Origin of the sequence: Ancylobacter defluvii (genome assembly GCF_018390605.1) — a bacterium.
Lineage (GTDB): Bacteria > Pseudomonadota > Alphaproteobacteria > Rhizobiales > Xanthobacteraceae > Ancylobacter > Ancylobacter defluvii.
In genome coordinates, this window is sequence record NZ_JAHBGD010000024.1 from 22,519 (window position 1) to 43,015 (window position 20,497).

At 69.1% G+C, this 20,497-nt stretch carries 18 protein-coding genes; 1 reads left to right on the top strand and 17 read right to left on the bottom strand.

Features of this window, described 5'->3' with window-relative positions; translation table 11 throughout:
• Positions 1-94 precede the first annotated feature (94 nt).
• Entirely contained in the window at positions 95-1,111 is a 1,017-nt protein-coding gene (locus tag KHC24_RS16405; RefSeq protein WP_213364404.1) for an amino acid ABC transporter substrate-binding protein, read from the bottom strand.
• Positions 1,112-1,379: 268 nt separating this feature from the next.
• On the opposite strand from KHC24_RS16405, the gene metC reads away from it, so the two are divergent.
• Complete coding sequence (metC, locus tag KHC24_RS16410; protein WP_213364405.1) at positions 1,380-2,588, top strand: cystathionine beta-lyase; 1,209 nt, start codon at positions 1,380-1,382, stop codon at positions 2,586-2,588.
• Here the strand turns inward: metC and ureG are convergent.
• The 16 genes from ureG to KHC24_RS16490 all read right to left on the bottom strand — a co-directional run bounded on the left by ureG (position 2,577) and on the right by KHC24_RS16490 (position 20,487).
• Positions 2,577-3,221, bottom strand: a complete 645-nt coding sequence (gene ureG / locus KHC24_RS16415; RefSeq protein ID WP_213364406.1) for an urease accessory protein UreG — start codon at positions 3,219-3,221, stop codon at positions 2,577-2,579. The two genes, metC and ureG, sit on opposite strands and share 12 nt — an antisense overlap.
• 77 nt (positions 3,222-3,298) lie before the next feature.
• Positions 3,299-4,015 carry an urease accessory protein UreF gene (locus KHC24_RS16420; protein ID WP_246547074.1) on the bottom strand — a complete coding sequence of 239 codons (717 nt, stop codon included), beginning with the start codon at positions 4,013-4,015 and terminating at the stop codon, positions 3,299-3,301.
• Positions 4,008-4,856, bottom strand: a complete 849-nt coding sequence (locus tag KHC24_RS25125) for an urease accessory protein UreE (protein ID WP_213364408.1) — start codon at positions 4,854-4,856, stop codon at positions 4,008-4,010. The genes KHC24_RS16420 and KHC24_RS25125 overlap by 8 nt, the downstream gene beginning before the upstream one ends.
• 35 nt (positions 4,857-4,891) lie before the next feature.
• Positions 4,892-6,604 (bottom strand): urease subunit alpha, encoded by a 1,713-nt coding sequence (gene ureC, locus KHC24_RS16430; RefSeq protein WP_213364409.1) that lies wholly within the window; start codon positions 6,602-6,604, stop codon positions 4,892-4,894.
• Between the two features lie 49 nt (positions 6,605-6,653).
• Positions 6,654-7,274 carry an urease subunit gamma gene (locus tag KHC24_RS16435; protein WP_213364410.1) on the bottom strand — a complete coding sequence of 207 codons (621 nt, stop codon included), beginning with the start codon at positions 7,272-7,274 and terminating at the stop codon, positions 6,654-6,656.
• Between the two features lie 69 nt (positions 7,275-7,343).
• Positions 7,344-8,216, bottom strand: a complete 873-nt coding sequence (locus KHC24_RS16440) for an urease accessory protein UreD (RefSeq protein ID WP_213364411.1) — start codon at positions 8,214-8,216, stop codon at positions 7,344-7,346.
• Positions 8,191-8,886, bottom strand: a complete 696-nt coding sequence (gene urtE, locus KHC24_RS16445) for an urea ABC transporter ATP-binding subunit UrtE (protein ID WP_213364412.1) — start codon at positions 8,884-8,886, stop codon at positions 8,191-8,193. The genes KHC24_RS16440 and urtE overlap by 26 nt, the downstream gene beginning before the upstream one ends.
• 4 nt (positions 8,887-8,890) lie before the next feature.
• Complete coding sequence (urtD, locus tag KHC24_RS16450; protein WP_246547077.1) at positions 8,891-9,712, bottom strand: urea ABC transporter ATP-binding protein UrtD; 822 nt, start codon at positions 9,710-9,712, stop codon at positions 8,891-8,893.
• 10 nt (positions 9,713-9,722) lie between these two features.
• A complete protein-coding gene (urtC, locus tag KHC24_RS16455; RefSeq protein ID WP_213364413.1) occupies positions 9,723-10,916 on the bottom strand; it encodes an urea ABC transporter permease subunit UrtC in 1,194 nt (397 codons plus the stop codon).
• Positions 10,913-12,553, bottom strand: coding sequence for an urea ABC transporter permease subunit UrtB (gene urtB, locus KHC24_RS16460; RefSeq protein WP_213365156.1), 1,641 nt, complete (start codon positions 12,551-12,553; stop codon positions 10,913-10,915). Before urtB ends, urtC begins: the two co-directional genes overlap by 4 nt.
• 164 nt (positions 12,554-12,717) lie before the next feature.
• Positions 12,718-14,022: an urea ABC transporter substrate-binding protein gene (gene urtA, locus KHC24_RS16465; protein ID WP_213364414.1), complete on the bottom strand. Its 1,305-nt coding sequence runs from the start codon at positions 14,020-14,022 to the stop codon at positions 12,718-12,720.
• A gap of 255 nt (positions 14,023-14,277) precedes the next feature.
• Positions 14,278-15,432, bottom strand: coding sequence for an aminotransferase (locus KHC24_RS16470; RefSeq protein WP_213364415.1), 1,155 nt, complete (start codon positions 15,430-15,432; stop codon positions 14,278-14,280).
• Positions 15,433-15,546: 114 nt separating this feature from the next.
• The gene (locus KHC24_RS16475; RefSeq protein WP_246547079.1) at positions 15,547-16,650 is read right to left on the bottom strand and encodes a DUF1513 domain-containing protein; all 1,104 of its coding nucleotides are present in this window, start codon (positions 16,648-16,650) and stop codon (positions 15,547-15,549) included.
• Between the two features lie 10 nt (positions 16,651-16,660).
• Positions 16,661-17,788 carry an imelysin family protein gene (locus tag KHC24_RS16480; protein ID WP_213364417.1) on the bottom strand — a complete coding sequence of 376 codons (1,128 nt, stop codon included), beginning with the start codon at positions 17,786-17,788 and terminating at the stop codon, positions 16,661-16,663.
• 28 nt (positions 17,789-17,816) lie between these two features.
• On the bottom strand, positions 17,817-19,025 hold the full coding sequence (locus KHC24_RS16485) for a di-heme oxidoredictase family protein (protein WP_213364418.1): 1,209 nt from the start codon (positions 19,023-19,025) through the stop codon (positions 17,817-17,819).
• Position 19,026: 1 nt separating this feature from the next.
• Positions 19,027-20,487: a multicopper oxidase family protein gene (locus KHC24_RS16490; RefSeq protein ID WP_213364419.1), complete on the bottom strand. Its 1,461-nt coding sequence runs from the start codon at positions 20,485-20,487 to the stop codon at positions 19,027-19,029.
• Positions 20,488-20,497: the final 10 nt, after the last annotated feature.

A 20,497-nucleotide genomic window follows, 5' to 3' on the forward strand; every position in this document is an offset into this window, starting at 1 on the left:
ATGAAAGCGGCGGGACCCGATCTCGAGCCGGGTTATGTTTCCCGCACTTCCGTCGCAGAGCGTCCCCCGGCTGTGCCGGGGGACGCCTAGTCGATCAGCGGATCGGCGGGGCGTATTGCAGGCCGCCCTTGGTCCACAGGGCGTTGGTGCCGCGCGCCAGCTTCAGCGGGGTGTCCGGGCCGACATTGCGGTCGTACATCTCGCCGTAATTGCCGACGAGCTTGACGATCTGGAAGGCCCAGTCATTGCCGAGGCCGAGGCCCTCGCCGAACTTGCCCTCGGTGCCGACCAGACGCTTGATCTCGGGATTGGTCGACTTCAGCATCTCATCGACGTTCTTGGAGGTGATGCCCAGTTCCTCGGCGTTCACCTGCGCGAACAGCGCCCACTTGACGATGTCGAACCACTGGTCGTCGCCGTGGCTGACCACCGGGCCGAGCGGCTCCTTGGAGATGATCTCGGGCAGGACGATGTGGTCGTCCGGGTTCGTCAGCTTGAGGCGTTCGGCGGCGAGGCCGGAGCGGTCGGTGGTGTAGACGTCGCAGCGGCCGGAATCATACGCCTTGATGGTTTCGTCGGCAGTGGCGAAGGCGATGACCTCGTACTGCATGTTGTTGGCGCGGAAGAAGTCGGCGACGTTCTGCTCGGTGGTGGTGCCGGTCTGGGTACAGACCGAGGCGCCGGAAAGCTCGAGCGCCGAGTTCACCTTCTTGTCCTTGCGGATCATGAAGCCCTGGCCGTCGTAATAGGTCACGCCGGTGAAGTTGAGGCCCAGCGAGGTATCGCGCGAGATCGTCCAGGTGGTGTTGCGCGACAGGACGTCGATGTCGCCGGACTGCAGGGCGGTGAAGCGATCCTTGGCCGAAAGGGGGGTGAACTTCACCTTCGTCGTGTCGCCGAACACCGCCGCCGCCACGGCGCGGCAGAAGTCGACGTCGAGGCCGGTCCAGTTGCCCTTGTCGTCCGGGTTGGAGAAGCCCGGCAGGCCCTGGCTGACGCCGCACTGGATGAAGCCCTTGGCCTTCACCTGATCGAGCTTCGCGGCCTGGGCACCGACCGCGGCGAGGCCGAAGGCGCCGGCAAGGGCGAAAGTGGAGAGGAGGCGTTTCATAATGTCAGCCCTGTTCATCGGTTTTTGATCGGGCGCACATCTGGGTCGCAGATGATGCGGATGGAGAGCGAAGCAAGTCGCATGCCGCTCGACACCTGGACATGCCGCAAGGGCGTGCGCCGTTCGTCTAGACGCACGGCTGCTCGCATGACGTGTCGTGCGACCGTAAGGTCATCAGAACGATGTATTCTGATGCGGTCAAGCGCTTGACGCGGACCCGACGCTTCCTCTCAATGACGCCCCCGACCGAAGAGAGCCGTCGCAGTCCATGTCGAAGCAGCCCCAGGGCACCAACCGGCCCGCCTACGCGCCCGATACGACCCTCGTAAACGCCGGCCGCGATCCACAGAGATTTGACGGCTTTGTGAATGTACCGGTGGTACGCGGCTCGACCGTGCTGTCGCCGACGGTGCACGATCTCGAGCATCACACCGGGCGGTACACCTATGGCCGGCGCGGAAATCCGTCCGTCGAGGCGCTCGAGGCGGCGCTGGCCGAACTCGAGGGCGGGGCGGGCGTGGTGCTGACGCCGTCCGGCCTGTCGGCGGTGAGCATCGCCCTGCTGTCGGTGCTGGAGGCGGGCGATCACCTGCTGATGGTCGATACCGCCTATCAGCCGACCCGGCGGATCTGCAACGAGGTACTGCGCCGGCTCAATATCGAGACGACCTTCTACGATCCGCTGGTCGGTGGCGGCATCGCCGCGCTGTTCCGGCCGAACACCAGGGCGGTGTTCATGGAATCGCCCGGCTCGCAGTCCTTCGAGATGCAGGACGTTCCGGCGATCGTCGCCGCTGCCGCCAAAGCGGGCATCGTCACGCTGATCGACAACACCTGGGCGACGCCGCTGTATTTCCGGCCGCACGAGGTCGGGGTGGATATCTCCATCCAGGCCGGCACCAAATATCTCGGCGGCCATTCCGATCTCAATCTCGGCACCATCTCGGCGAATGAACGCTGCTACAGGCGGCTGCGCACCACCCATGGCGATCTCGGCATCACCGTGGCGCCGGAGGACGCCTTCCTCGCCGCGCGCGGCCTGCGCACCCTGTCGGTGCGGCTCGCCCGCCACCAGCAATCGGCGCTGACGGTCGCCCGTTGGCTGGCCGGGCGGCCGGAGGTGCAGCGGGTGCTGCATCCCGCGCTGCCGGACGATCCCGGCCACGCCATCTGGTCCCGCGACTTCACCGGTGCCTCAGGCTTGTTCAGCGTGGTGCTCAATCCGGCAACCAAGCCGAGCGTCGACGCCTTCCTGGATTCGCTGGCGCTGTTCGGCCTCGGCTACAGCTGGGGCGGCTTCGAAAGCCTCGCCATCCCGTTCGACTGCTCGACCTACCGCAGCGCCACGCATTGGGCGCCGGGCGGGCCGACGGTGCGGCTGCATATCGGCCTCGAAGACCCCGCCGACCTGATCGCCGATCTCGAACAGGGCCTGCGGCACCTGGCGCCGGCCGAAGCCTCCGATCTAGGAAAGTGACGCTTCGGCGACCGGCGCGGCCACCAGCCCGCCGGCTTGCTCGATGAAGCGCGCCACCTCCTCGACGCCCTGCCCGGCCCGCACATTGGCGAACACATAGGGCCGCCGCCCGCGCATGCGCGCCGAATCCCGGTCCATCACCTCCAGCGAGGCGCCGACATGAGGCGCGAGGTCGATCTTGTTGATCACCAGCAGGTCGGAGCGGGTGATGCCCGGCCCGCCCTTGCGCGGGATCTTCTCGCCGGCCGACACGTCGATCACGTAGATGGTGAGGTCGGCGAGCTCGGGCGAGAAGGTGGCGGCGAGGTTGTCGCCGCCGGATTCGATCAGGATCAGGTCGAGATGCGGGAAGTGGCCGCGCATCTCGGCAATGGCGGCGAGATTGGCGGAAGCGTCCTCGCGGATGGCGGTATGCGGGCAGCCGCCGGTCTCCACGCCCATGATCCGCTCAGCCGGCAGCGCGCCGGCGCGGGTGAGGATCTCGGCATCCTCCTTGGTGTAGATGTCGTTGGTGATGGCGCACAGATCGTAGCGGTCGCGGAACACGCGGCACAGCGCCTCCATCAACGCCGTCTTGCCCGATCCGACCGGGCCGCCAATGCCGACCCGCAGCGGGCCGTTGCCCTCGCTCATGAATGCGCTCCTCTCGATTCGATAGTCCGAATGCCGATTCCCGCGGCGAAAGCCTGCCGGCCGCCGCCGGATCGGCGCTAGCTGCGGAACAGGCGTGTGTACTGGGTTTCGTGGCGCATCGAGGCGATGTCGGAGCGCAAGGCCGCGCCGCCGAGCGCATCGAGATCGACATGCGGCGCCGCGACGACGATGTCGCGGATCGTCGCCGCGCAGCCGGCGAGCGCGCGGTTGCCGTCGGTCTGGCCGAGCGGCACCAGCCGCACCGCGGCGGAAACCAGATTGGCCGCCACCGCCGTCAGGAAGGCGGTCAGCGTCGCCGGCAGCGGCAGGCCGTGGATCGCCGCCGCCGCACCGACCGCCACCGGATAGGCGAGACGTCCGCCCCATGCGCCCGACAGCCGCTCGAAACCGGGCGACGGCCAGGCGACCCGCGTCGCGGCGAGGAAGGCGTCGCCCTGGTTGAGCGTCTCCATCTGCCGCTCGCGCGAGGGCGCGAAGGCGCTGGCAAGCTCGGCCACCTCGGCGAACGCCGCGGCGTCGCCGGCGCCCGCCGCCCGCCAGGCCTGGGCCAGCAGGGCGGCGTCGGTGAACGGGCCGCCATGGCGCAGCAGGTCGTCGACCCAGCCGGCAAGGCCGGCGGCATCGCGGATGTCGCCGGCCTCGACCGCCCATTCGAGGCCGTGCGAATAGGCAAAGGCGCCGACCGGATAGGCCGGCGAGAGCCAGACGAACAGGGCGATGAGGTCGGGCGCGGCGGCCGGCGCGATGCCGGCGGCGACCGCGGCGTCAACCATGTGTGTGGCCATGGCCCTTGTGGTGACCGTGCGCGTGGGAATGATCGTGAGGCTCGTGATCGTGATCGTGATCGTGATGGTCGTGGCCGCAGCCGCAGGCCTCGCCATGGGCGTGGTCGTGGGCGTGGGCCGGCGCGGGGTCGTGAGGCGCGGGGTCCGCCGCGCTCGCCGGCGCGCTGCCGATATGGATCACGTCGTGCTGGTGGTGATGCGCATGGTCGCCGTGATCATGGCCGCAGCCGCAGGCCTCGCCGTGAGCGTGGTCGTGATGCGCGTGGTCGTGATGCGCGTGGTCGTGATGCGCGTGGTCGTGATGTCCATGATCGTGGTGCGCATGGTCATGGGGAGCGTGATCGTGCCCGTGATCGTGACCCTCGTGATCGTGGCCGTGATGCCCGTGCGCCTCGGCGGCCTCATAGGCGCCGCCCTCCGGCTCGAACGACGCCTCGACGACGGCGACCGTGGCGCCGAGCCCGCGCGCCATCTCCTCCAGCACCGGATCGCGGGCGATGCGGATGCGGTCGGCGAGCAGCTGCGCCGCCACGTGGCGGTTGCCGAGGTGCCAGGCCAGCCGCGCCAGATGGTGCGCGTCCTTCGCCACGATCTCCGCCACCGGCTCTTCGGCGGCGACCACCGCCACCATGCGCCCGTCTTCCAGCGCGATGCCGTCGCCGTCCTTCATCCGGGTGGCTTCGGCGAGATCGAGCAGGAACACCACGTCGCCCTCCCCGCGCATGGCGATGCGGCGACGGTGCCGCCCGTCATGCGGCAGCACCACCTTGTCGGCGGCGATGGACGCATCCCAGCTGCCGGCGGGAACAAGCGTGCGAGCGCGGATCATGGTCGTCTCCTTCAGAGCTGCCCAGCCCCCGAGGTTTAGAACAGGAAGTAGCGCTGCGCCATCGGCAGTTCGGTGGCCGGCGCGCAGGTCAGCAATTCGCCGTCCGCCCGCACCTCATAGGTCTCGGGATCGATCTCCAGATGCGGGGTGGCGTGGTTGTGGATCATCGAGGCCTTGGAGATGCCGCCGCGCACATTCTCGACGCCGACCACCTTCTTCTCCAGCCCCAGCCGCGCGCCCACCCCGAGTTCCACCGCAGCCTTGGAGACGAAGGTGAGCGAGGTCGCGGTGCGCGCCTTGCCATAGGCGCCCCACATCTGGCGGTAATGCACCGGCTGCGGCGTCGGGATCGAGGCGTTGGGATCGCCCATCTGCGCCGCCACGATCGCCCCGCCCTTGATCACCATGTCCGGCTTGGTGCCGAAAAAGGCCGGCGACCAGATCACCAGGTCGGCGAGCTTGCCCGGCTCCACCGAGCCGATATGGCGGGAGACGCCATGGGCGATGGCGGGGTTGATGGTGTATTTCGCCACATAGCGCTTGGCGCGGGCATTGTCGTGGCGCTCGGTATCGCCCGGCAGCGGGCCGCGCTGCAGCTTCATCTTGTGCGCGGTCTGCCAGGTGCGGGTGACCACCTCCCCGAGCCGGCCCATCGCCTGGCTGTCGGAGCTCATCATCGAGATGGCGCCGAGATCGTGCAGGATATCCTCGGCGGCGATGGTTTCCTTGCGGATGCGGCTTTCGGCGAAGGCGAGGTCCTCGGCGATCTCGGGATCGAGATGGTGGCACACCATCAGCATGTCGAGATGCTCGTCGAGCGTGTTCACCGTGAACGGCCGGGTCGGGTTGGTGGAGGACGGCAGCACATTGGGCAGGCCCACCACCTTCATGATGTCCGGCGCATGGCCGCCGCCGGCACCCTCGGTATGGAAGGCATGGATGGTGCGGCCCTTGAAGGCGGCGATGGTGTCCTCGACGAAGCCGCTCTCGTTCAGCGTGTCGGAGTGGAGCATCACCTGCACGTCGTAGTCGTCGGCGACCGAGAGGCAGTTGTCGATGGCGGCCGGGGTGGTGCCCCAGTCCTCGTGCAGCTTCATAGCGCAGGCGCCGGCCTCGATCATCTCGACCAGGGCGCCGGGCAGCGAGGCATTGCCCTTGCCGGACAGAGCGAGGTTTACCGGGAAACTGTCGAAGGCGCGCAGCATCATCTCGATGTGCCAGGCGCCGGGGGTGCAGGTGGTGGCGTTGGTGCCGGCCGCCGGGCCGGTGCCGCCGCCAAGCATGGTCGTCACGCCACTCATAAGCGCATGCTCGATCTGCTGCGGGCAGATGAAATGGATATGGCTGTCGAAGCCGCCGGCGGTGACGATCTTGCCCTCGCCGGCGATCACCTCGGTGCCCGGCCCGATGACGATGTCGACGCCGGGCTGGATGTCCGGGTTGCCGGCCTTGCCGATGGCGTGGACCTTGCCGTCGCGCAGGCCGATATCCGCCTTCACGATCCCCCAATGGTCGAGGATCACCGCATTGGTGATGACGGTGTCGACCGAGCCTTGCGCGCGCGTCATCTGCGCCTGGCCCATGCCGTCGCGGATGGTCTTGCCGCCGCCGAACTTCACTTCCTCGCCATAGACGGTGAAGTCCTTCTCCACCTCGATGATCAGCGCGGTGTCGGCGAGGCGGATGCGGTCGCCGGTGGTCGGGCCGAACAGCTCGGAATAGAAGGCGCGGGAAATCTTGAGGGCCATGGACTGGATCCGATCAGGGTATGGGACGGACGAGACGGGCGGAGCGCGGTCAGAGACGCCCCATCACCGCCTGTCGGAAGCCGTAGACCTCCTTCTTGCCGGCAAGCTCGACCAGCGTCACCTCGCGCGACTGGCCGGGCTCGAAGCGCACCGCGGTGCCGCTGGCAATGGCGAGCCGCTTGCCGCGCGCCAGCTCGCGGTCGAAGGCCAGCGCCGGGTTGGTCTCGAAGAAATGGTAATGGCTGCCGACCTGGATCGGCCGGTCGCCGGTATTGGCGACGGTGAGCGTCACCGTCTCGCGGCCGGCGAGCAGCTCGATCTCGCCCTCCTCGTACAGGATCTCGCCCGGCACCGGGCCGGCGAACAGCCGGCGGATCGGCTCATGCACGGTGACCAGCTTGGTGCCGTCCGGGAAGGTCGCCTCCACCTGCACGTCATGGATCATGTCGGCGACGCCCGGCATCACCTGCTCGGCGGTGAGCACGGTGGCGCCGAGCGTCATCAGCTCGGCCACCGTCTTGCCGTCGCGCGCGCCCTCGATGACGACATCGGTGATCAGCGCCACCGCCTCGGGATGGTTGAGCTTCACGCCCCGTTCCAGCCGCCGGCGGGCCACCATCGCCGCCATGGAGACGAGCAGCTTGTCCTTTTCGCGCGGGCTCAGGTTCATCGGTCTACTCCGGAAAGATACGGGCGAGAGAAGGTCGGGCACGAGAGAGTCGGGCAACAGCGGAATGCATCAGAAATGCCAGATGCGCGGCGGGTCGCAAACACCCAGGGGGGCGATCAGGCGGCGAATGGTGGCGTCCAGCCCCAGCCCGTCGCGCGCCAGCAGCCGCACCGAGGCCATGCCGTCCCAGGCGCTGACGCCGATCTCGACATCCGTCCGCGCCGCGTGGACCGCGTCGGCGACCTCGCGCAGGGCGTCAAGCCGGGCCATGGCGTCGGGCGCCACCAGCAGCACGGTGGCGAAGGCGGCCCATCCGTGGGCGCAGGCCGCCCGCGCCAGCACGCCGCCGGCGGCATCGCCGAGGCTCAGCCCGTCGGCATAGACCAGCCGGCCGCCGCGGCGGATCCGCCACGAATCGGTCAGCCGGCCATAGGTGAAGCGCTCGCCGTGCGCGGTACGGCCGAGCACCACCGATTCCATCAGCAGCAGCCGCGCGCCCTCCGCCACCTCGGCGTGGATGGTCCGGGCGACGCGGGCGCCGTCGAACAGGATGGTCGCCTGCGGCAGCCAGTCGAGCGAGGCGCCGGCCTGCACCGCGAGGTCGACCGACAGGCGCGACAGCCCGCCATCCGAGCGGTAGCACTTCTCCGCCGCCTGCGAGGTGAGCACCAGCCGCGCGCCCTCGCCCGCCCGCATCGATGCCGCGAAATGGTCGCCGCCGGCGACGCCGCCGCCGGTATTGAGGATGATACCTTCCAGCGAGCGGCCGCGCCGCGCCGCCGCCGGGAAGCGGATGCGGCTCGGGCCTTGCTCCTCGATGCGGTCGGGAATGGTGCGCCCGTCGGCGAAGCGGGCATGGAGCAGCAGGCGGCCGCGTGAACGCAGCTCGCCGGGGATGGTCTCCCCGGCGGCAGCCTCACACGGCAATGCGGTTACGTACATCCGGATCCTCGAGGGCGGCGCCATCGCCCGACATCACCACCGCCCCGCGTTCCATCACGATGAAATGGTCCGCGAGCTCCTTGGCGAAGTCGAAATACTGTTCGACCAGCACGATGGCCATATCGCCCTTGCTCCGCAAGTAGCGGATGGCATTACCGATGTCCTTGATGATCGAGGGCTGGATGCCCTCGGTCGGCTCGTCGAGCACCAGCACCTTGGGCCGCATCACCAGCGCCCGGCCGATGGCGAGCTGCTGCTGCTGGCCGCCGGAGAGGTCGCCGCCGCGCCGGCGCAGCATCGAATCCAGCACCGGGAACAGCGAGAACACGTCGTCGGGGATGAAGCGCTCGGGGCGCTTCAGCGGCGCGAAGCCGGTCTGCAGGTTTTCCGCCACGGTGAGCAGCGGGAAGATCTCGCGGCCCTGCGGCACGAAGGCGATGCCGCGCCGCGCCCGGTCGGCCGGCTTCACCGCGGTGATGTCGTCGCCCTCGAAGCGGATGGCGCCCCTTGCCACCGGCTGCTGGCCGACGATGGCGCGCATCAGGCTGGTCTTGCCGACGCCGTTGCGGCCGAGCACGCAGGTCACCTTGCCGGGCTCCGCCTTCAGCGAAACCCCGCGCAGCGCCTGCGCGGCACCGTAGAACAGGTCGATATCCTGGACTTCCAGCATGAACTCAGCGCCCCAGATAGACTTCGATGACGCGCTCATTGGCGCTGACCTGATCGAGCGTGCCTTCGGCGAGCACCGATCCTTCGTGCAGGCACATCACCCGCACGCCGAGATCGCGCACGAAGGTCATGTCGTGCTCCACCACCACCACCGAATGGCCGTTGGCGTTGATCTCGCGCAGCAGTTCGGCGGTCTGCGCCGTCTCGGCATCGGTCATGCCGGCGACCGGCTCGTCGACCAGCAGCAGCTTCGGGTCCTGCGCCAGCAGCATGCCGATCTCCAGCCACTGCTTCTGGCCGTGCGACAGCGCGCCGCCGAGGCGGTCGCGATGCTCGTTCAGCTTGATGGTCTGGAAGATCTCGTCGATCTTCTCGCGCTCGGCCGCGGTCTCGCGCTTGAAGATGTTGGCCAGCGCGCCACGCTGCCCCTTCAGCGCCAGGCGCAGATTGTCGATCACCGTGTGCATCTCGAACACGGTCGGCTTCTGGAACTTGCGGCCGATGCCGAGCGTGGCGATCTGCGTCTCGTCCAGCTTAGTCAGGTCGGTGGTGCCGCCGGCGAAGAACACGTCGCCCTTGTCGGGGCGGGTCTTGCCGGTGATCACGTCCATCATCGTGGTCTTGCCGGCGCCGTTCGGGCCGATGATGGCCCGCATCTCGCCGGGATCGACGGTGAAGGACAGCGCGTTCAGCGCCCGGAAGCCGTCAAAGGTCACCGTGACGCCGTCGAGATAGAGCAGCGCCTCGGTCAGGTCCTTCTTGGCGATGGCCAAAACCGGGTCGTTCGTTTCCGGGACGTCGGGTTCAAGCGTGTCGGCTGCGCTCATGTCGGTCCCCTCACTCGGCCGGCTTGGGTTCGGGCAACGCCTTGTCGGGCGGTGCCAGGTCAGCGGGTGCCAGGTCAGCGGGTTCCAGGTCGGCCGGCGCGGGCGAACGGCGGCTGCGCCAGTCATAGAAGGTGCCGACAATGCCCTTGGGCAGGAACAGCGTCACCGCCACGAACAGGCCGCCGAGCATGAACAGCCAGTAGGGCGCCAGCATGCCGGAGGTGAAATAGGTCTTGGCGTAGTTGACCAGCACCGCGCCGAGCGCCGCGCCGATCAGCGTGCCGCGTCCGCCCACCGCCACCCAGACGATGATCTCGATCGAGTTGGCCGGGGAGAACTCGCTGGGGTTGATGATGCCGACCTGCGGCACGTAGAGCGCCCCGGCGACGCCGGCCAGCATGGCCGAGACCACGAAGGCGACGACCTTGTAGTTCTCCGCCCGATAGCCGGTGAAGCGCACCCGCGTCTCGGCGTCGCGAATGGCGATCAGCACCTTGCCGAAATGCGAGCGCACCAGAAAGCGGCACAGCACATAGCCGAGCGCCAGCGCCACCGCCGAGAGCACGAACAGGGTGAGCCGGGTGCCGTCGGCCTGGATGTTGAAGCCGAGAATGTCCTTGAAATCGGTGAGGCCGTTATTGCCGCCGAAGCCCATGTCGTTGCGGAAGAAGGCCAGCAGCAGCGCGAAGGTCATCGCCTGGGTGATGATCGACAGGTAGACGCCGGTGACGCGCGAGCGGAAGGCGAACCAGCCGAACACCAGCGCCAGGATGCCCGGCGCCAGCACCACCATCAGCGCCGCGAACGGGAACATGTCGAAGCCGTACCAGAACCACGGCAGTTCCTTCCAGTTCAGGAACACCATGAAGTCGGGCAGCACCGGGTCGCCATAGACGCCGCGCGGGCCGATCTGGCGCATCAGGTACATGCCCATCGCGTAGCCGCCGAGCGCGAAGAAGGCGCCCTGGCCGAGCGAGAGGATGCCGACATAGCCCCAGATCAGGTCGACCGAGAGCGCGAGCAGCGCGTAGGTCAGGTATTTGCCGAGCAGCGAGACGACATAGGTCGGCACGTGCAGCGCCGAATCCGGCGCAGTCAAAAGGTTCAGCAGCGGCACCAGCACGGCGGCGCCGAGCACGACGGCGAGGAAGACGAGGCCGCTCTTGCCGAGCAGCGCCGGCGGGGTTGTGGTGGCGGTGCTCATGTTTCGATCGCCCGGCCCTTGAGAGCGAAGAGGCCGCGCGGCCGCTTCTGGATGAACAGGATGACGATGACCAGCAGCGCGATCTTGCCCAGCACCGCGCCGGCATAGGGCTCCAGCATCTTGTTGGCGATGCCGAGCGACATGGCGCCGACCAGCGTGCCCCACAGATTGCCCACCCCGCCGAACACCACGACGAGGAAGCTGTCGATGATGTAGCTCTGGCCGAGATTGGGCGAGACGTTGTCGATCTGGCTGAGCGCCACCCCGGCAATGCCGGCGATGCCGGAGCCGAGGCCGAAGGTCATGGCGTCGACCCAGTTGGTGCGGATGCCCATGGAGGCGGCCATGCGGCGGTTCTGCGTCACCGCCCGCATCTCCAGCCCGATACGGGTCAGCCGCAGCGTCGCCAGCAGCGCCACGAACACCAGCATGGCGAAGATGATGATCCACAGCCGGCCATAGGTGATGGAGAGCTGGCCGAGCTCGAAGGCGCCGGACATCCAGCTCGGCGCGCCGACCTCGCGGTTGGTCGGGCCGAACATGGTGCGGATCGCCTGCTGCAGGATCAGCGAGATGCCCCAGGTGGCGAGCAGGGTTTCCAGCGCCCGTCCGTACAGGAAGCGGATCACCGTGCGTTCGATCAGGATGCCGATCAGGCCGGTAAAGACGAAGGCGATCGGGATGGCGATGAGCAGCGAGGCGTCGAACAGCGCCGGGTTGTAGGTGCGGATCAGTTCCTGCACCACGAAGGTGGTGTAGGCGCCGAGCATCACCATCTCGCCATGCGCCATGTTGATGACGCCCATCACCCCGAAGGTGATGGCGAGGCCGATGGCGGCGAGCAGCAGCACCGAGCCGAGCGAGACGCCGTACCAGACATTCTGGCCGACCGACCAGATGGCGAGATTGTACTCGATGCCGTCGATGGCGGCATTGGCCGCCGCCTTCACCGCCGGCGCGGCATCGGCCGGCACGCTGCGCAGCACGGCGAGCGCGTCCTGGTTGCCCTCCTCGCCCACGGTCTCGATGGCGGCGATACGATCGGCGTCGGAGACGCCGGCCTTGCCGATCAGGATCGAGGCGCGGGCGAGCGTCAGCGCCGATTTCACCTTGGCGTCGGCTTCCTTGGCCAGCGCGGCATCGAGCGCCGGCAGCGCCGCCTCGTCGCGGGCACGCATCACCGCGCCGGCCGCCTCCAGCCGCTTGGCCGGGTCCGGGCTGACCAGCGCCAGCGCCCCGCTGGCCGCCTCGACGGCGCGGCGGATGCGGTTGTTGACACGCACAGCCTTCAGCCCCGGCGGCGCCTCGGCGACCGGCTGCCCGCCGGCGGCGTCGACATAGCCGCCCGCCGCGGTGCGGATCAGCACCTGCTTGGTCGCCGGGCTGTAGAACAGCCGGCCGTCGGCCAGCGCCGCGACGATCCCGGCCGCCGCGGGACTGCCGCTGACGGCGAGCGCGTTGAGCGCCGTTTCGGTGTCGTCATATTTGTCGGTGGTGAACTGTGCCAGCGGGGCGCTGATGTCGGGCGCCGCTCCCTGGGCGAAGGCGGCCCGCGGCAGCATCAGGGTGCCGGCGAGGAGGCCAAGGGCGAGGAGCAGCACGCAGCCGAGACGGCTGAGGAGGCCAGGGAAAATCATCGTCATCCGTCGGTGCGAGTGCGGATGGAGCCGGAAGCGTTCCGGCGGCGGGTCGCCCGGCGGCGAGCGGGCACGCCGCCCGCCGCCGGGTCGATCGGGAAGGTGGATCAGGTCAGCCGCCGCGGGCGGAATCCGGCCTGACCGTACACCTCATCGGCCTCGCCTCACTGGGCGCCGCACTTGCCGGTCTTGACGTTGAAGTTGCCGCAGTTCATCGGCGCGCGCCAATCGGCGATTAGGTCCTTGGAGCCTTCCAGATAGGGGGACCATTCCTCGGCGACGATCAGGCCCGGGGTCTGCTCGACGATGTCGAACTGGCCGTCGTCCTTGATTTCGCCGATCAGCACCGGCTTGGTGATGTGGTGGTTCGGCATCATGGTGGAGAAGCCGCCCGACAGGTTCGGCACCGAGACGCCGATCAGCGCCGGGATGACCGCGTCCGGATCGGTGGTGCCGGCCTTCTCGACCGCCTTGACCCACATGTTGAAGCCGATGACGGTGGCTTCCATCGGGTCGTTGGTCACGCGCTTGTCGTTCTTGATGTAGCCGCGCCACTTCTTGATGAAGTCGGCGTTCTCCGGCACGTCGACCGACTGGAAGTAGTTCCAGGCGGCGAGATGGCCGACCAGCGGCTTGGTGTCGATGCCGGCGAGCTCTTCTTCGCCCACCGAGAAGGCCACGACCGGAATGTCGGTCGCCTTGATGCCCTGGTTGCCGAGTTCCTTGTAGAACGGCACGTTGGCGTCGCCATTGATGGTGGAGACCACGGCGGTCTTCTTGCCCGCCGAGCCGAACTTCTTGATGTCGGCGACGATGGTCTGCCAGTCGGAGTGACCGAACGGCGTGTAGTTGATCATGATGTCCTCGGCGGCGACGCCCTTGGACTTCAGATAGGCCTCGAGGATCTTGTTGGTGGTGCGCGGATAGACGTAGTCGGTGCCGGCGAGCACCCAGCGCTTCACACCTTCATTCTCGGCGAGATAGTCGACGGCGGGGATCGCCTGCTGGTTCGGGGCGGCGCCGGTGTAGAACACGTTGCGCTCGCTCTCCTCGCCCTCGTACTGGACGGGGTAGAACAGGATGCCGTTGAGTTCCTTGAACACCGGCAGCACCGACTTGCGCGACACCGAGGTCCAGCAGCCAAACACCACCGCCACCTTCTCCTTGGCCAGCAGCTCACGCGCCTTCTCGGCGAAGAGCGGCCAGTTGGAGGCGGGATCGACGACGACCGGCGTCAGCTTTTTGCCGAGAACGCCGCCCGCGGCGTTCTGCTGGTCGATCATGAACAGCACGGTATCCTTCAGCGTGGTCTCCGAAATGGCCATGGTGCCGGACAGAGAGTGGAGGACGCCGACCTTGATCGTTTCCTGGGCTGCGGCAGGTACGGCAACACCGGCGATCGCCAGCGCAGCCGCGCCGGCCACCGCGCGGCCAGCCATCCGGCGCGCATTGGAGAACAGATTAGACATATTCGTTCCCTTCTGGAGTTCACACGCAGGACCCCCGTCCGCGTGCCAGACAGACAGGGTTGCAACGCCCGTGCCAAAACCCGTTTTGGGAAATGCAATACGTCGAATGACGCAGCTGGAAGCGATACTCGCCAATTAGATCAAAAATTGAGCAAATGCTGCCTGCCTATGCGCCCTGTATGCGAAGGACCGGAACGCGCACAAACGGTCGGCAGGTCAAGCGGCAATGCGGGTGGCGCGGTTCAGGCACTGGATTCAGGCCGCCTGGCGCAGCCGCTCCAGCCGTCCCAGCGCCTCGTCGAGGGTGGCATCGGTCTTGGCGAAGCAGAAGCGCACCACGCTCCGCACCGCCTCGCGCGCATAGAAGGCCGAGACCGGGATGGCGGCGACGCCGTGGCGCTCCACCATGTCGCGGCAGAACGCCTCGTCGTCGAGCCGTGGGTCGAGGGCGGCGAGGTCGACATTGAGGAAATAAGTGCCGGCGCTGGGCAGCGGCGTCAGGCCGAGCCCGGCGAGACCGTCCGCCAGCCGGTCGCGCGAGCGTTGCAGCCCGGCGCGCATGCCCTGGAACCAGGCCGGGTCCTTGCCCAGCCCATAGGCGACGGCATGCTGCAACGCCGGCGGGGTGGTGAAGGTGAGAAACTGGTGTGCCTTGGACAGTCCCTTCATCAGCTCCGGTGCCGCGCAGACCATGCCGACCTTCCAGCCGGTCATGCCGAAGATCTTGCCGGCGGAGGCGATCTTCACGCTGCGCTCGCGCAAGCCCGGCAGCGACAGCACGGAGATGTGGCGCCGGCCGTCGAACACCACATGCTCCCACACCTCGTCGGCTATGAGCACCGCACCCGAGCGCCGGCAGAACGCGGCCAGCAGTTCCAGTTCCTCGCTCTCGAAGACGCGGCCGGTGGGGTTGTGCGGGTTGTTGAACAGCACGACGCGGGTCTTGGGCGTGAAGGCGCTGGCCAGCACCTCCTCGGTCAGCCGCCAGTGCGGCGGCGTGAGCCGGGCGAGGCGGGGCACGCCGCCGGCCCGCTGCACCAGCGGCAGATAGGCGTCATAGAGCGGCTGGAACAGAACCACCTCGTCGCCCGGCTCGATCAGCGCCAGCAGCGCGCCGGCCAGCGCCTCGGTGGCGCCGGAGGTCACCATGATCTCCGTTGCCGGATCGAGCTCCAACCCCTGCCAGTGGAGGTAATGCGTCGCCGCCGCCTGTCGCAACTCCGGCACACCCATCATCGGCGGATACTGGTTCCAGCCGTCGAGCACCGCTTCCGCCGCCTTCTCGCGCACGTCGCGCGGGCCGGGATCGTCCGGGAAGCCCTGGCCGAGATTGACCGCGTCATGCTGGCGCGCCAGCTGCGACATGGTCTCGAAGACGGTGGTGGGAAGGCCGGCAAAGATCGAGTTCATCTACAGAACGTCCACGTAAAACCTGGCGATCTGACATCGCGCCACTGTCTTATCGGACTGTCGCCGGCAAAAGGAAAGAGCCGCCCTGGTTCCAGCCGCACTCAGGCGGCCGCCTCACGCCCCGACCAGCACCGCGTGATTATCATAGCGCGGCCCGCCGGAGCGGCGCGCGACCACCCCCACCCCCTCTTCGTCGGCGGCGATGAGGATCACCTCGCCGAGGCCGGAGGTGGCGAGGAAGCGCCCGCCCTCATGGGTGGCGGCAAGGCCGCAGCCATCGACCAGCGGCACGCCGCCGAGGAACCGCCCCTCGCGCGTCCATATCGCCACGCGGTTGCCGCGCGGGCTGGCGGCGGCGACATAGCGGCCCGAGCGGTCGACCGCGATCGAGCCGACATAGGTGCGGAAGCCCCGCCATTCCTCGTCCGGCGCATCGAAGGCGCGCAGCCGTCCATCCGGTTCCACCGCATAGACCAGCGGCCGGGCGATGGAATCGTTCAGCAGGTCCTGCGCGGCGACCACCACCAGCCCGTCCTCCGCCCGCGCCAGATGACGCAGCGAAAGCGAGACGAGATCGCCGTCCAGCGTGCCGACGGCGCGGGTCTGCCCGCTGGACGGATCGAGGATGGCGACGCCGGCATGCGCCACCTCGGCGCCGAACGCTTCCGGCGTATGCGGCTCGATGCCTCCATTGGCGATCACCAGCCCGCCGAGTCCCGGCAGCATATCGTGCGGCCCGATGCCGGCGGACGCCCATTCCGCCACCACGGAAAAACCGTCCGCCACCTCGCGCAGCGAGACCACCCCCTGCCCGCTCGCCCGCTCGATCTCCACCGCGTAGAAGCGCCGGCCGGCCTCGACGAAGCGGCCATGGCCGGAGAACACCCGTCCCTCTCCCGGCTCGAAGCTGGCGAGCACCGTGCCGGCGCGGCGGTCGAACAGCACCGCCGTGGTGCCGGGGCGGCGCGCCACCGCCACGGCGGTACGCCCGTCCGGGCTTGGCTCCACCCAATGCAGGCGCTGCGCGCCCTTGCCGACCGCCGTGGCGTCGAAGCCGGCGGAGAGCACCACCGGGGCGAAGCCGCCCTCGACGCCGGCGGTCGCCAGCCATTCGGCATCGAGCAGGTGATCCTGCGCATGGGCCGCGCCGAACAGGAAGCGGGGCATGGCCGCAAGGCCGCTGAGGCCGGCGAGCAGGGAGCGGCGGGTGGCGGGCATGATGGCCTCCTCAGTCGCCGTCGAGGGCATTGAAGCCGAGCGCGACACCCAGCCCGGCGGCGAGCGGGCTGGCTATGCTCGCCTGCGCCGCCTTGAAGGTCGCGGCGGCCTCCTGAAGCGCCTTGCGCCCCGGGGCGGTCTGGGTAGCCTCGCCGATATCGTCCGGCAGCCTGGCGGCGGCAGCGTCGGCGGCATCGAGCGCCTTGTCGAGCGCGGCGCGGCCCTTGGAATCGAGCGCGACGCCCAATTCCCGGCCGAGCGAATCGGCGCTGGCGATCATCGCCACGATGGTCGCCTTGGAGCGGCCGCTGCGCCGGCGGTCGGCGGTAAGCGGCTTGGCATCGTCCGGCGTCTTGCCGAGAACGGCGAGCAGGCGCTGGTCGACAACCCGCTGATAGGCGCCGGCGAGGTCGGTGACGATCTGGCTCATCAGCGCCGACGGATCGGGAAAGAACACCGGGTCCGAGGTGCCGGCGACCAATTGGGCGAGCAGGCCGTCCTTGCGGTCGCCCCAGCCCTGGCGGACCTCGGTGGCGATGGTCTCGATATTGGTGGCGATCGCCAGCCCGATGGCGCAGCGGCGCCCGGCTTCCGGCCCCGCCAACAGCACCGCCGCAGCCCCATCGTCATAGAGGAGGCGCTCCAGCGCCGGGAGACCCTGCGCGGCGGCGCTGAGCCGCCCGAAGCGTTCCGGCTTGAGCCGCTCGTCGGTCGGGTCGCCGATCAGTTCCGCCACCGAACGGCCGACAGCATTGCGCCGCTCGGGAAACAGGTTCATCCGGTCGGGGCGCAGGGACAGCATCACCGGTCCGAAGGTGATGAACTCCACTGCCGCCCAGGCGTCCGAGACCGCGCCGAAGCGCTGCTGCAGCACCGCGATCCCGGCCTCGCTCGGCGCAGCGCAAAAGCTGGTCCACGCTTCGCGATTGGCGCGGGCGCCCGCGACCAGCGCGTCATAGCGCGGCAGCAGCCAGGCTTCGACCACTTCCGGCGCCGAGAGGGCGGCGGCATCGGCCCGGCCGACGAAGATGGTCGTCAGCAGCGAGGCCGCCGCCGCAGCGGCGGCAGGCACGCCTTGCGCCACATGCCCCATTTGCGAGGCGAAGGCGAGGACCAGGGCGAGGGGTGAACGGCGCATGAGGAAATCCCCGGTTCGCGGAAGGCGGTCACAAACGAGAAACGTAGTCGATCAGACGCTGGCGGTCGCGGGCGCCGAGCGCGTCGAAACGCGTGCGGGCCCACGCCGCCTCGCCATCATGCCAGCGCACGGCGGTGGCGACATCGGCGGCGCGGCCGTCATGCAGCAGGCCGGCGCGCTTCTCGAGCGCCCGCGACAGACCGGCAAGCGGCGCGGTGCGCCACTCGGCAGCAGCGGCGCCGGGCACGCCGGCCGGATCGGCCAGCCCTTCGCCCATGTCGTGCAGCAGCACGTCGGTGAACAGCCTCGCCGTACCGCCATCCGCGGTCGGCAGCGCCGGGCGGTGGCAGGCGGCGCAGCCGGTCGCGGCGAAGACGCGAGCGCCGGTGGCATCCGGCTCCGCCTCCGGCACCTTCAGGCCACGCAGATAGGCGACGATACGTTCGACGATGGCGGCGGAAATCTCCGGCTCGCCCTCGGCGTCGGGGCCGTGCGGCGCGCTGCGGCAGGCGGTCTGCGCTTCCGTGCAATCCCCCCAGGGCTCCATCCGCAGCGGCGTCGACAGGCCGAGATCGAGCGCGAAGGCTTCCGCCGTCTGGCCGGCCAGCGTCGGATGGCTGGCCTTCCAGCCGAAGCGTCCGATGCGCGAGCCGCCTTCCGGCGCATCGAAGCGGCGGGCTCGGCCACGCACGCCGTCGCCGTCGCGGTCATCGGGATCTTCCAGCGCCAGGACCGCCGCGTCCGGCACCTGTTCGAGCCGCCCGCGCCCACGCAGTTCCGGCGCCGCCCGCAGCGAGACATGCGTCGCCGGATCGAGGGGCCCATAGCCGAGTGCCCGCGGCTGCGGCACCGGCCGGCCGTTCTGCGTCGCCATGCGGAAGCTTCCCTCGGCCGGCACGCCCGGCAGCGTCATCGTCTCCAGCCGATGGCCGTAGACCGGATCGCCGGAGCCATCGGCGCGAAACAGCGACAGCACCAGCCCGAGCCCCTCGGGCACGCCCTGCGCGTCGATGCGGGTCGCGCCCGGCCCGGCGCCCGGATGGCAGGCCGAGCAGGAGCGGGCGTCGAAGAGCGGGCCGAGCCCGTCATTGGCGCGGGTGGAACTCGGCGCCGGCACCCAGGGCCGCTCGAACAGCGCCTTGCCGATAGCGCGGTCGAGGCCCGCCTCCTGCGCAATTGCCGGCACCACGCCGAGCATCAGCAGCGCTCCGGCGGCGGCAACCGCCCATGCCGTCATCTCAGACCACGCGGAACCAGCCCATCATGCCGGTCTCCATATGTTCGAGGATGTGGCAGTGGAACACCCAGTCGCCCGGCGCGGCGACGAAGGCGATCTCCACCGCCTCCCCCGGCTGGGTCAGCACGGTGTCGGCGAAATGCTTCGGCAGCCGCCCCTTGCTGGAGCCGAGCACCGCGAAGGCATGGCCATGCAGATGCACCGGATGCGGGTAGCGCGTCTCGTTCTTGATTTCGATCCGGTAGCTCTTCCCCGCCTCCATCCGCGCCAGCGGCGGCGGCAGATGACGCGCCTCGCCGGTCGGCCAGGATTGCTGGGCGATCGACCAGTAGGTCGTCGAGCCGACGCAGAGGCTGTCGATCAGCGCCTTCGCCAACGGATCGTCGGGCAACAGGCCGGTGTCCTTCACCGCCGCATCGGTCGCCTGCTGCAGTGTGAAGGAGTGGAACTCGGCGGTCTTGAGATCGGGCAGCGGCAGCTTCGGCGGTGGCAAGGCGAGCGGGCCCTTGCGCCGAGGCCGGCGCGCCTGCCCCGCCGCGACGAGCGTCGCGAAGGTGAAGATGTCGGAGGCGCGATAGTCGCCGATGGTCACCGGGCCGCCATGTGCCGGCATGCGCACCTGCACGTCGATGCGCTGCGCCGGCCCCATGCGCCAGATGCCGTCCGGCAGCGAGTCCATCGGCACCGGCGGCAGCGCGTGGCCGTCGATCGCGATCAGCCAGGCCTCCGCGCCCTCGACGCCGATATCCATGATGCGGGTGGAATCGACGTTGAGGATGCGCAGCCGCACGTCGCCGCCGGCCGGCGCGGCAAGATCGAGATGCGCGCGGCCGTTCACCGTGCGGGTGGCGCCGAAGGTGCCGGCCTTGGCGGCGCCATCCGGCTCGGACATCGGCAGGAACCCGCCCTGGTCGTCGAGCCGCCAGTCCTTCAGGCACAGCACGTGCTCGGCGTCGAAGGCCGGATCGCGGGGATCCTCGACGAGCAGCACCCCGACGAGACCGCGCCCGGACTGGCCGGTCTCGTCGCAATGCGGATGGAAGAAGAAGGTACCGGGATCGTCGAGCGGGATGCGGTAGGTGAAGCTGCCGCCCGGCTGGACCACCGGCTGGGTCAGCGTCGGCACGCCGTCATATTCGTTCGGCATGCGGATGCCGTGGAAATGCACGGTCGAGGCCTCGGGAAGGCGGTTCTCGAAACGTGCCTCCAGCCGCGTGCCGCGCGGTACGCGCACCAGCCGGAACGGATCGCCGTCATAGGCATAGATGCGGGTCGCCGGCTTGTCGGGGCCGAGCAGCCGCAGCTCCATCTCGCCGGCAGCAAGGGAAAGGCGCTGCGTCGGCTCGAACGCCGCCGGCACGCGGGCGAGCCCGGTGCGTGCCGGCATCAGCGTTCCGCCGACGCCAAAGGCCGCACCTGCGGCCAGCAGGGCGCGGCGCGAGATGGCCGCGCCCGCTGTCATTGCCGTTTCC

Bases quoted from the DNA above. Each gene is read 5' to 3' on its own strand.
- KHC24_RS16405 (WP_213364404.1), bottom strand. From the start codon at position 1,111: ATGAAACGCCTCCTCTCCACTTTCGCCCTTGCCGGCGCCTTCGGCCTC.
- metC (WP_213364405.1), top strand. From the start codon at position 1,380: ATGTCGAAGCAGCCCCAGGGCACCAACCGGCCCGCCTACGCGCCCGAT.
- ureG (WP_213364406.1), bottom strand. From the start codon at position 3,221: ATGAGCGAGGGCAACGGCCCGCTGCGGGTCGGCATTGGCGGCCCGGTC.
- KHC24_RS16420 (WP_246547074.1), bottom strand. From the start codon at position 4,015: ATGGTTGACGCCGCGGTCGCCGCCGGCATCGCGCCGGCCGCCGCGCCC.
- KHC24_RS25125 (WP_213364408.1), bottom strand. From the start codon at position 4,856: ATGATCCGCGCTCGCACGCTTGTTCCCGCCGGCAGCTGGGATGCGTCC.
- ureC (WP_213364409.1), bottom strand. From the start codon at position 6,604: ATGGCCCTCAAGATTTCCCGCGCCTTCTATTCCGAGCTGTTCGGCCCG.
- KHC24_RS16435 (WP_213364410.1), bottom strand. From the start codon at position 7,274: ATGAACCTGAGCCCGCGCGAAAAGGACAAGCTGCTCGTCTCCATGGCG.
- KHC24_RS16440 (WP_213364411.1), bottom strand. From the start codon at position 8,216: ATGTACGTAACCGCATTGCCGTGTGAGGCTGCCGCCGGGGAGACCATC.
- urtE (WP_213364412.1), bottom strand. From the start codon at position 8,886: ATGCTGGAAGTCCAGGATATCGACCTGTTCTACGGTGCCGCGCAGGCG.
- urtD (WP_246547077.1), bottom strand. From the start codon at position 9,712: ATGAGCGCAGCCGACACGCTTGAACCCGACGTCCCGGAAACGAACGAC.
- urtC (WP_213364413.1), bottom strand. From the start codon at position 10,916: ATGAGCACCGCCACCACAACCCCGCCGGCGCTGCTCGGCAAGAGCGGC.
- urtB (WP_213365156.1), bottom strand. From the start codon at position 12,553: ATGATTTTCCCTGGCCTCCTCAGCCGTCTCGGCTGCGTGCTGCTCCTC.
- urtA (WP_213364414.1), bottom strand. From the start codon at position 14,022: ATGTCTAATCTGTTCTCCAATGCGCGCCGGATGGCTGGCCGCGCGGTG.
- KHC24_RS16470 (WP_213364415.1), bottom strand. From the start codon at position 15,432: ATGAACTCGATCTTTGCCGGCCTTCCCACCACCGTCTTCGAGACCATG.
- KHC24_RS16475 (WP_246547079.1), bottom strand. From the start codon at position 16,650: ATGCCCGCCACCCGCCGCTCCCTGCTCGCCGGCCTCAGCGGCCTTGCG.
- KHC24_RS16480 (WP_213364417.1), bottom strand. From the start codon at position 17,788: ATGCGCCGTTCACCCCTCGCCCTGGTCCTCGCCTTCGCCTCGCAAATG.
- KHC24_RS16485 (WP_213364418.1), bottom strand. From the start codon at position 19,025: ATGACGGCATGGGCGGTTGCCGCCGCCGGAGCGCTGCTGATGCTCGGC.
- KHC24_RS16490 (WP_213364419.1), bottom strand. From the start codon at position 20,487: ATGACAGCGGGCGCGGCCATCTCGCGCCGCGCCCTGCTGGCCGCAGGT.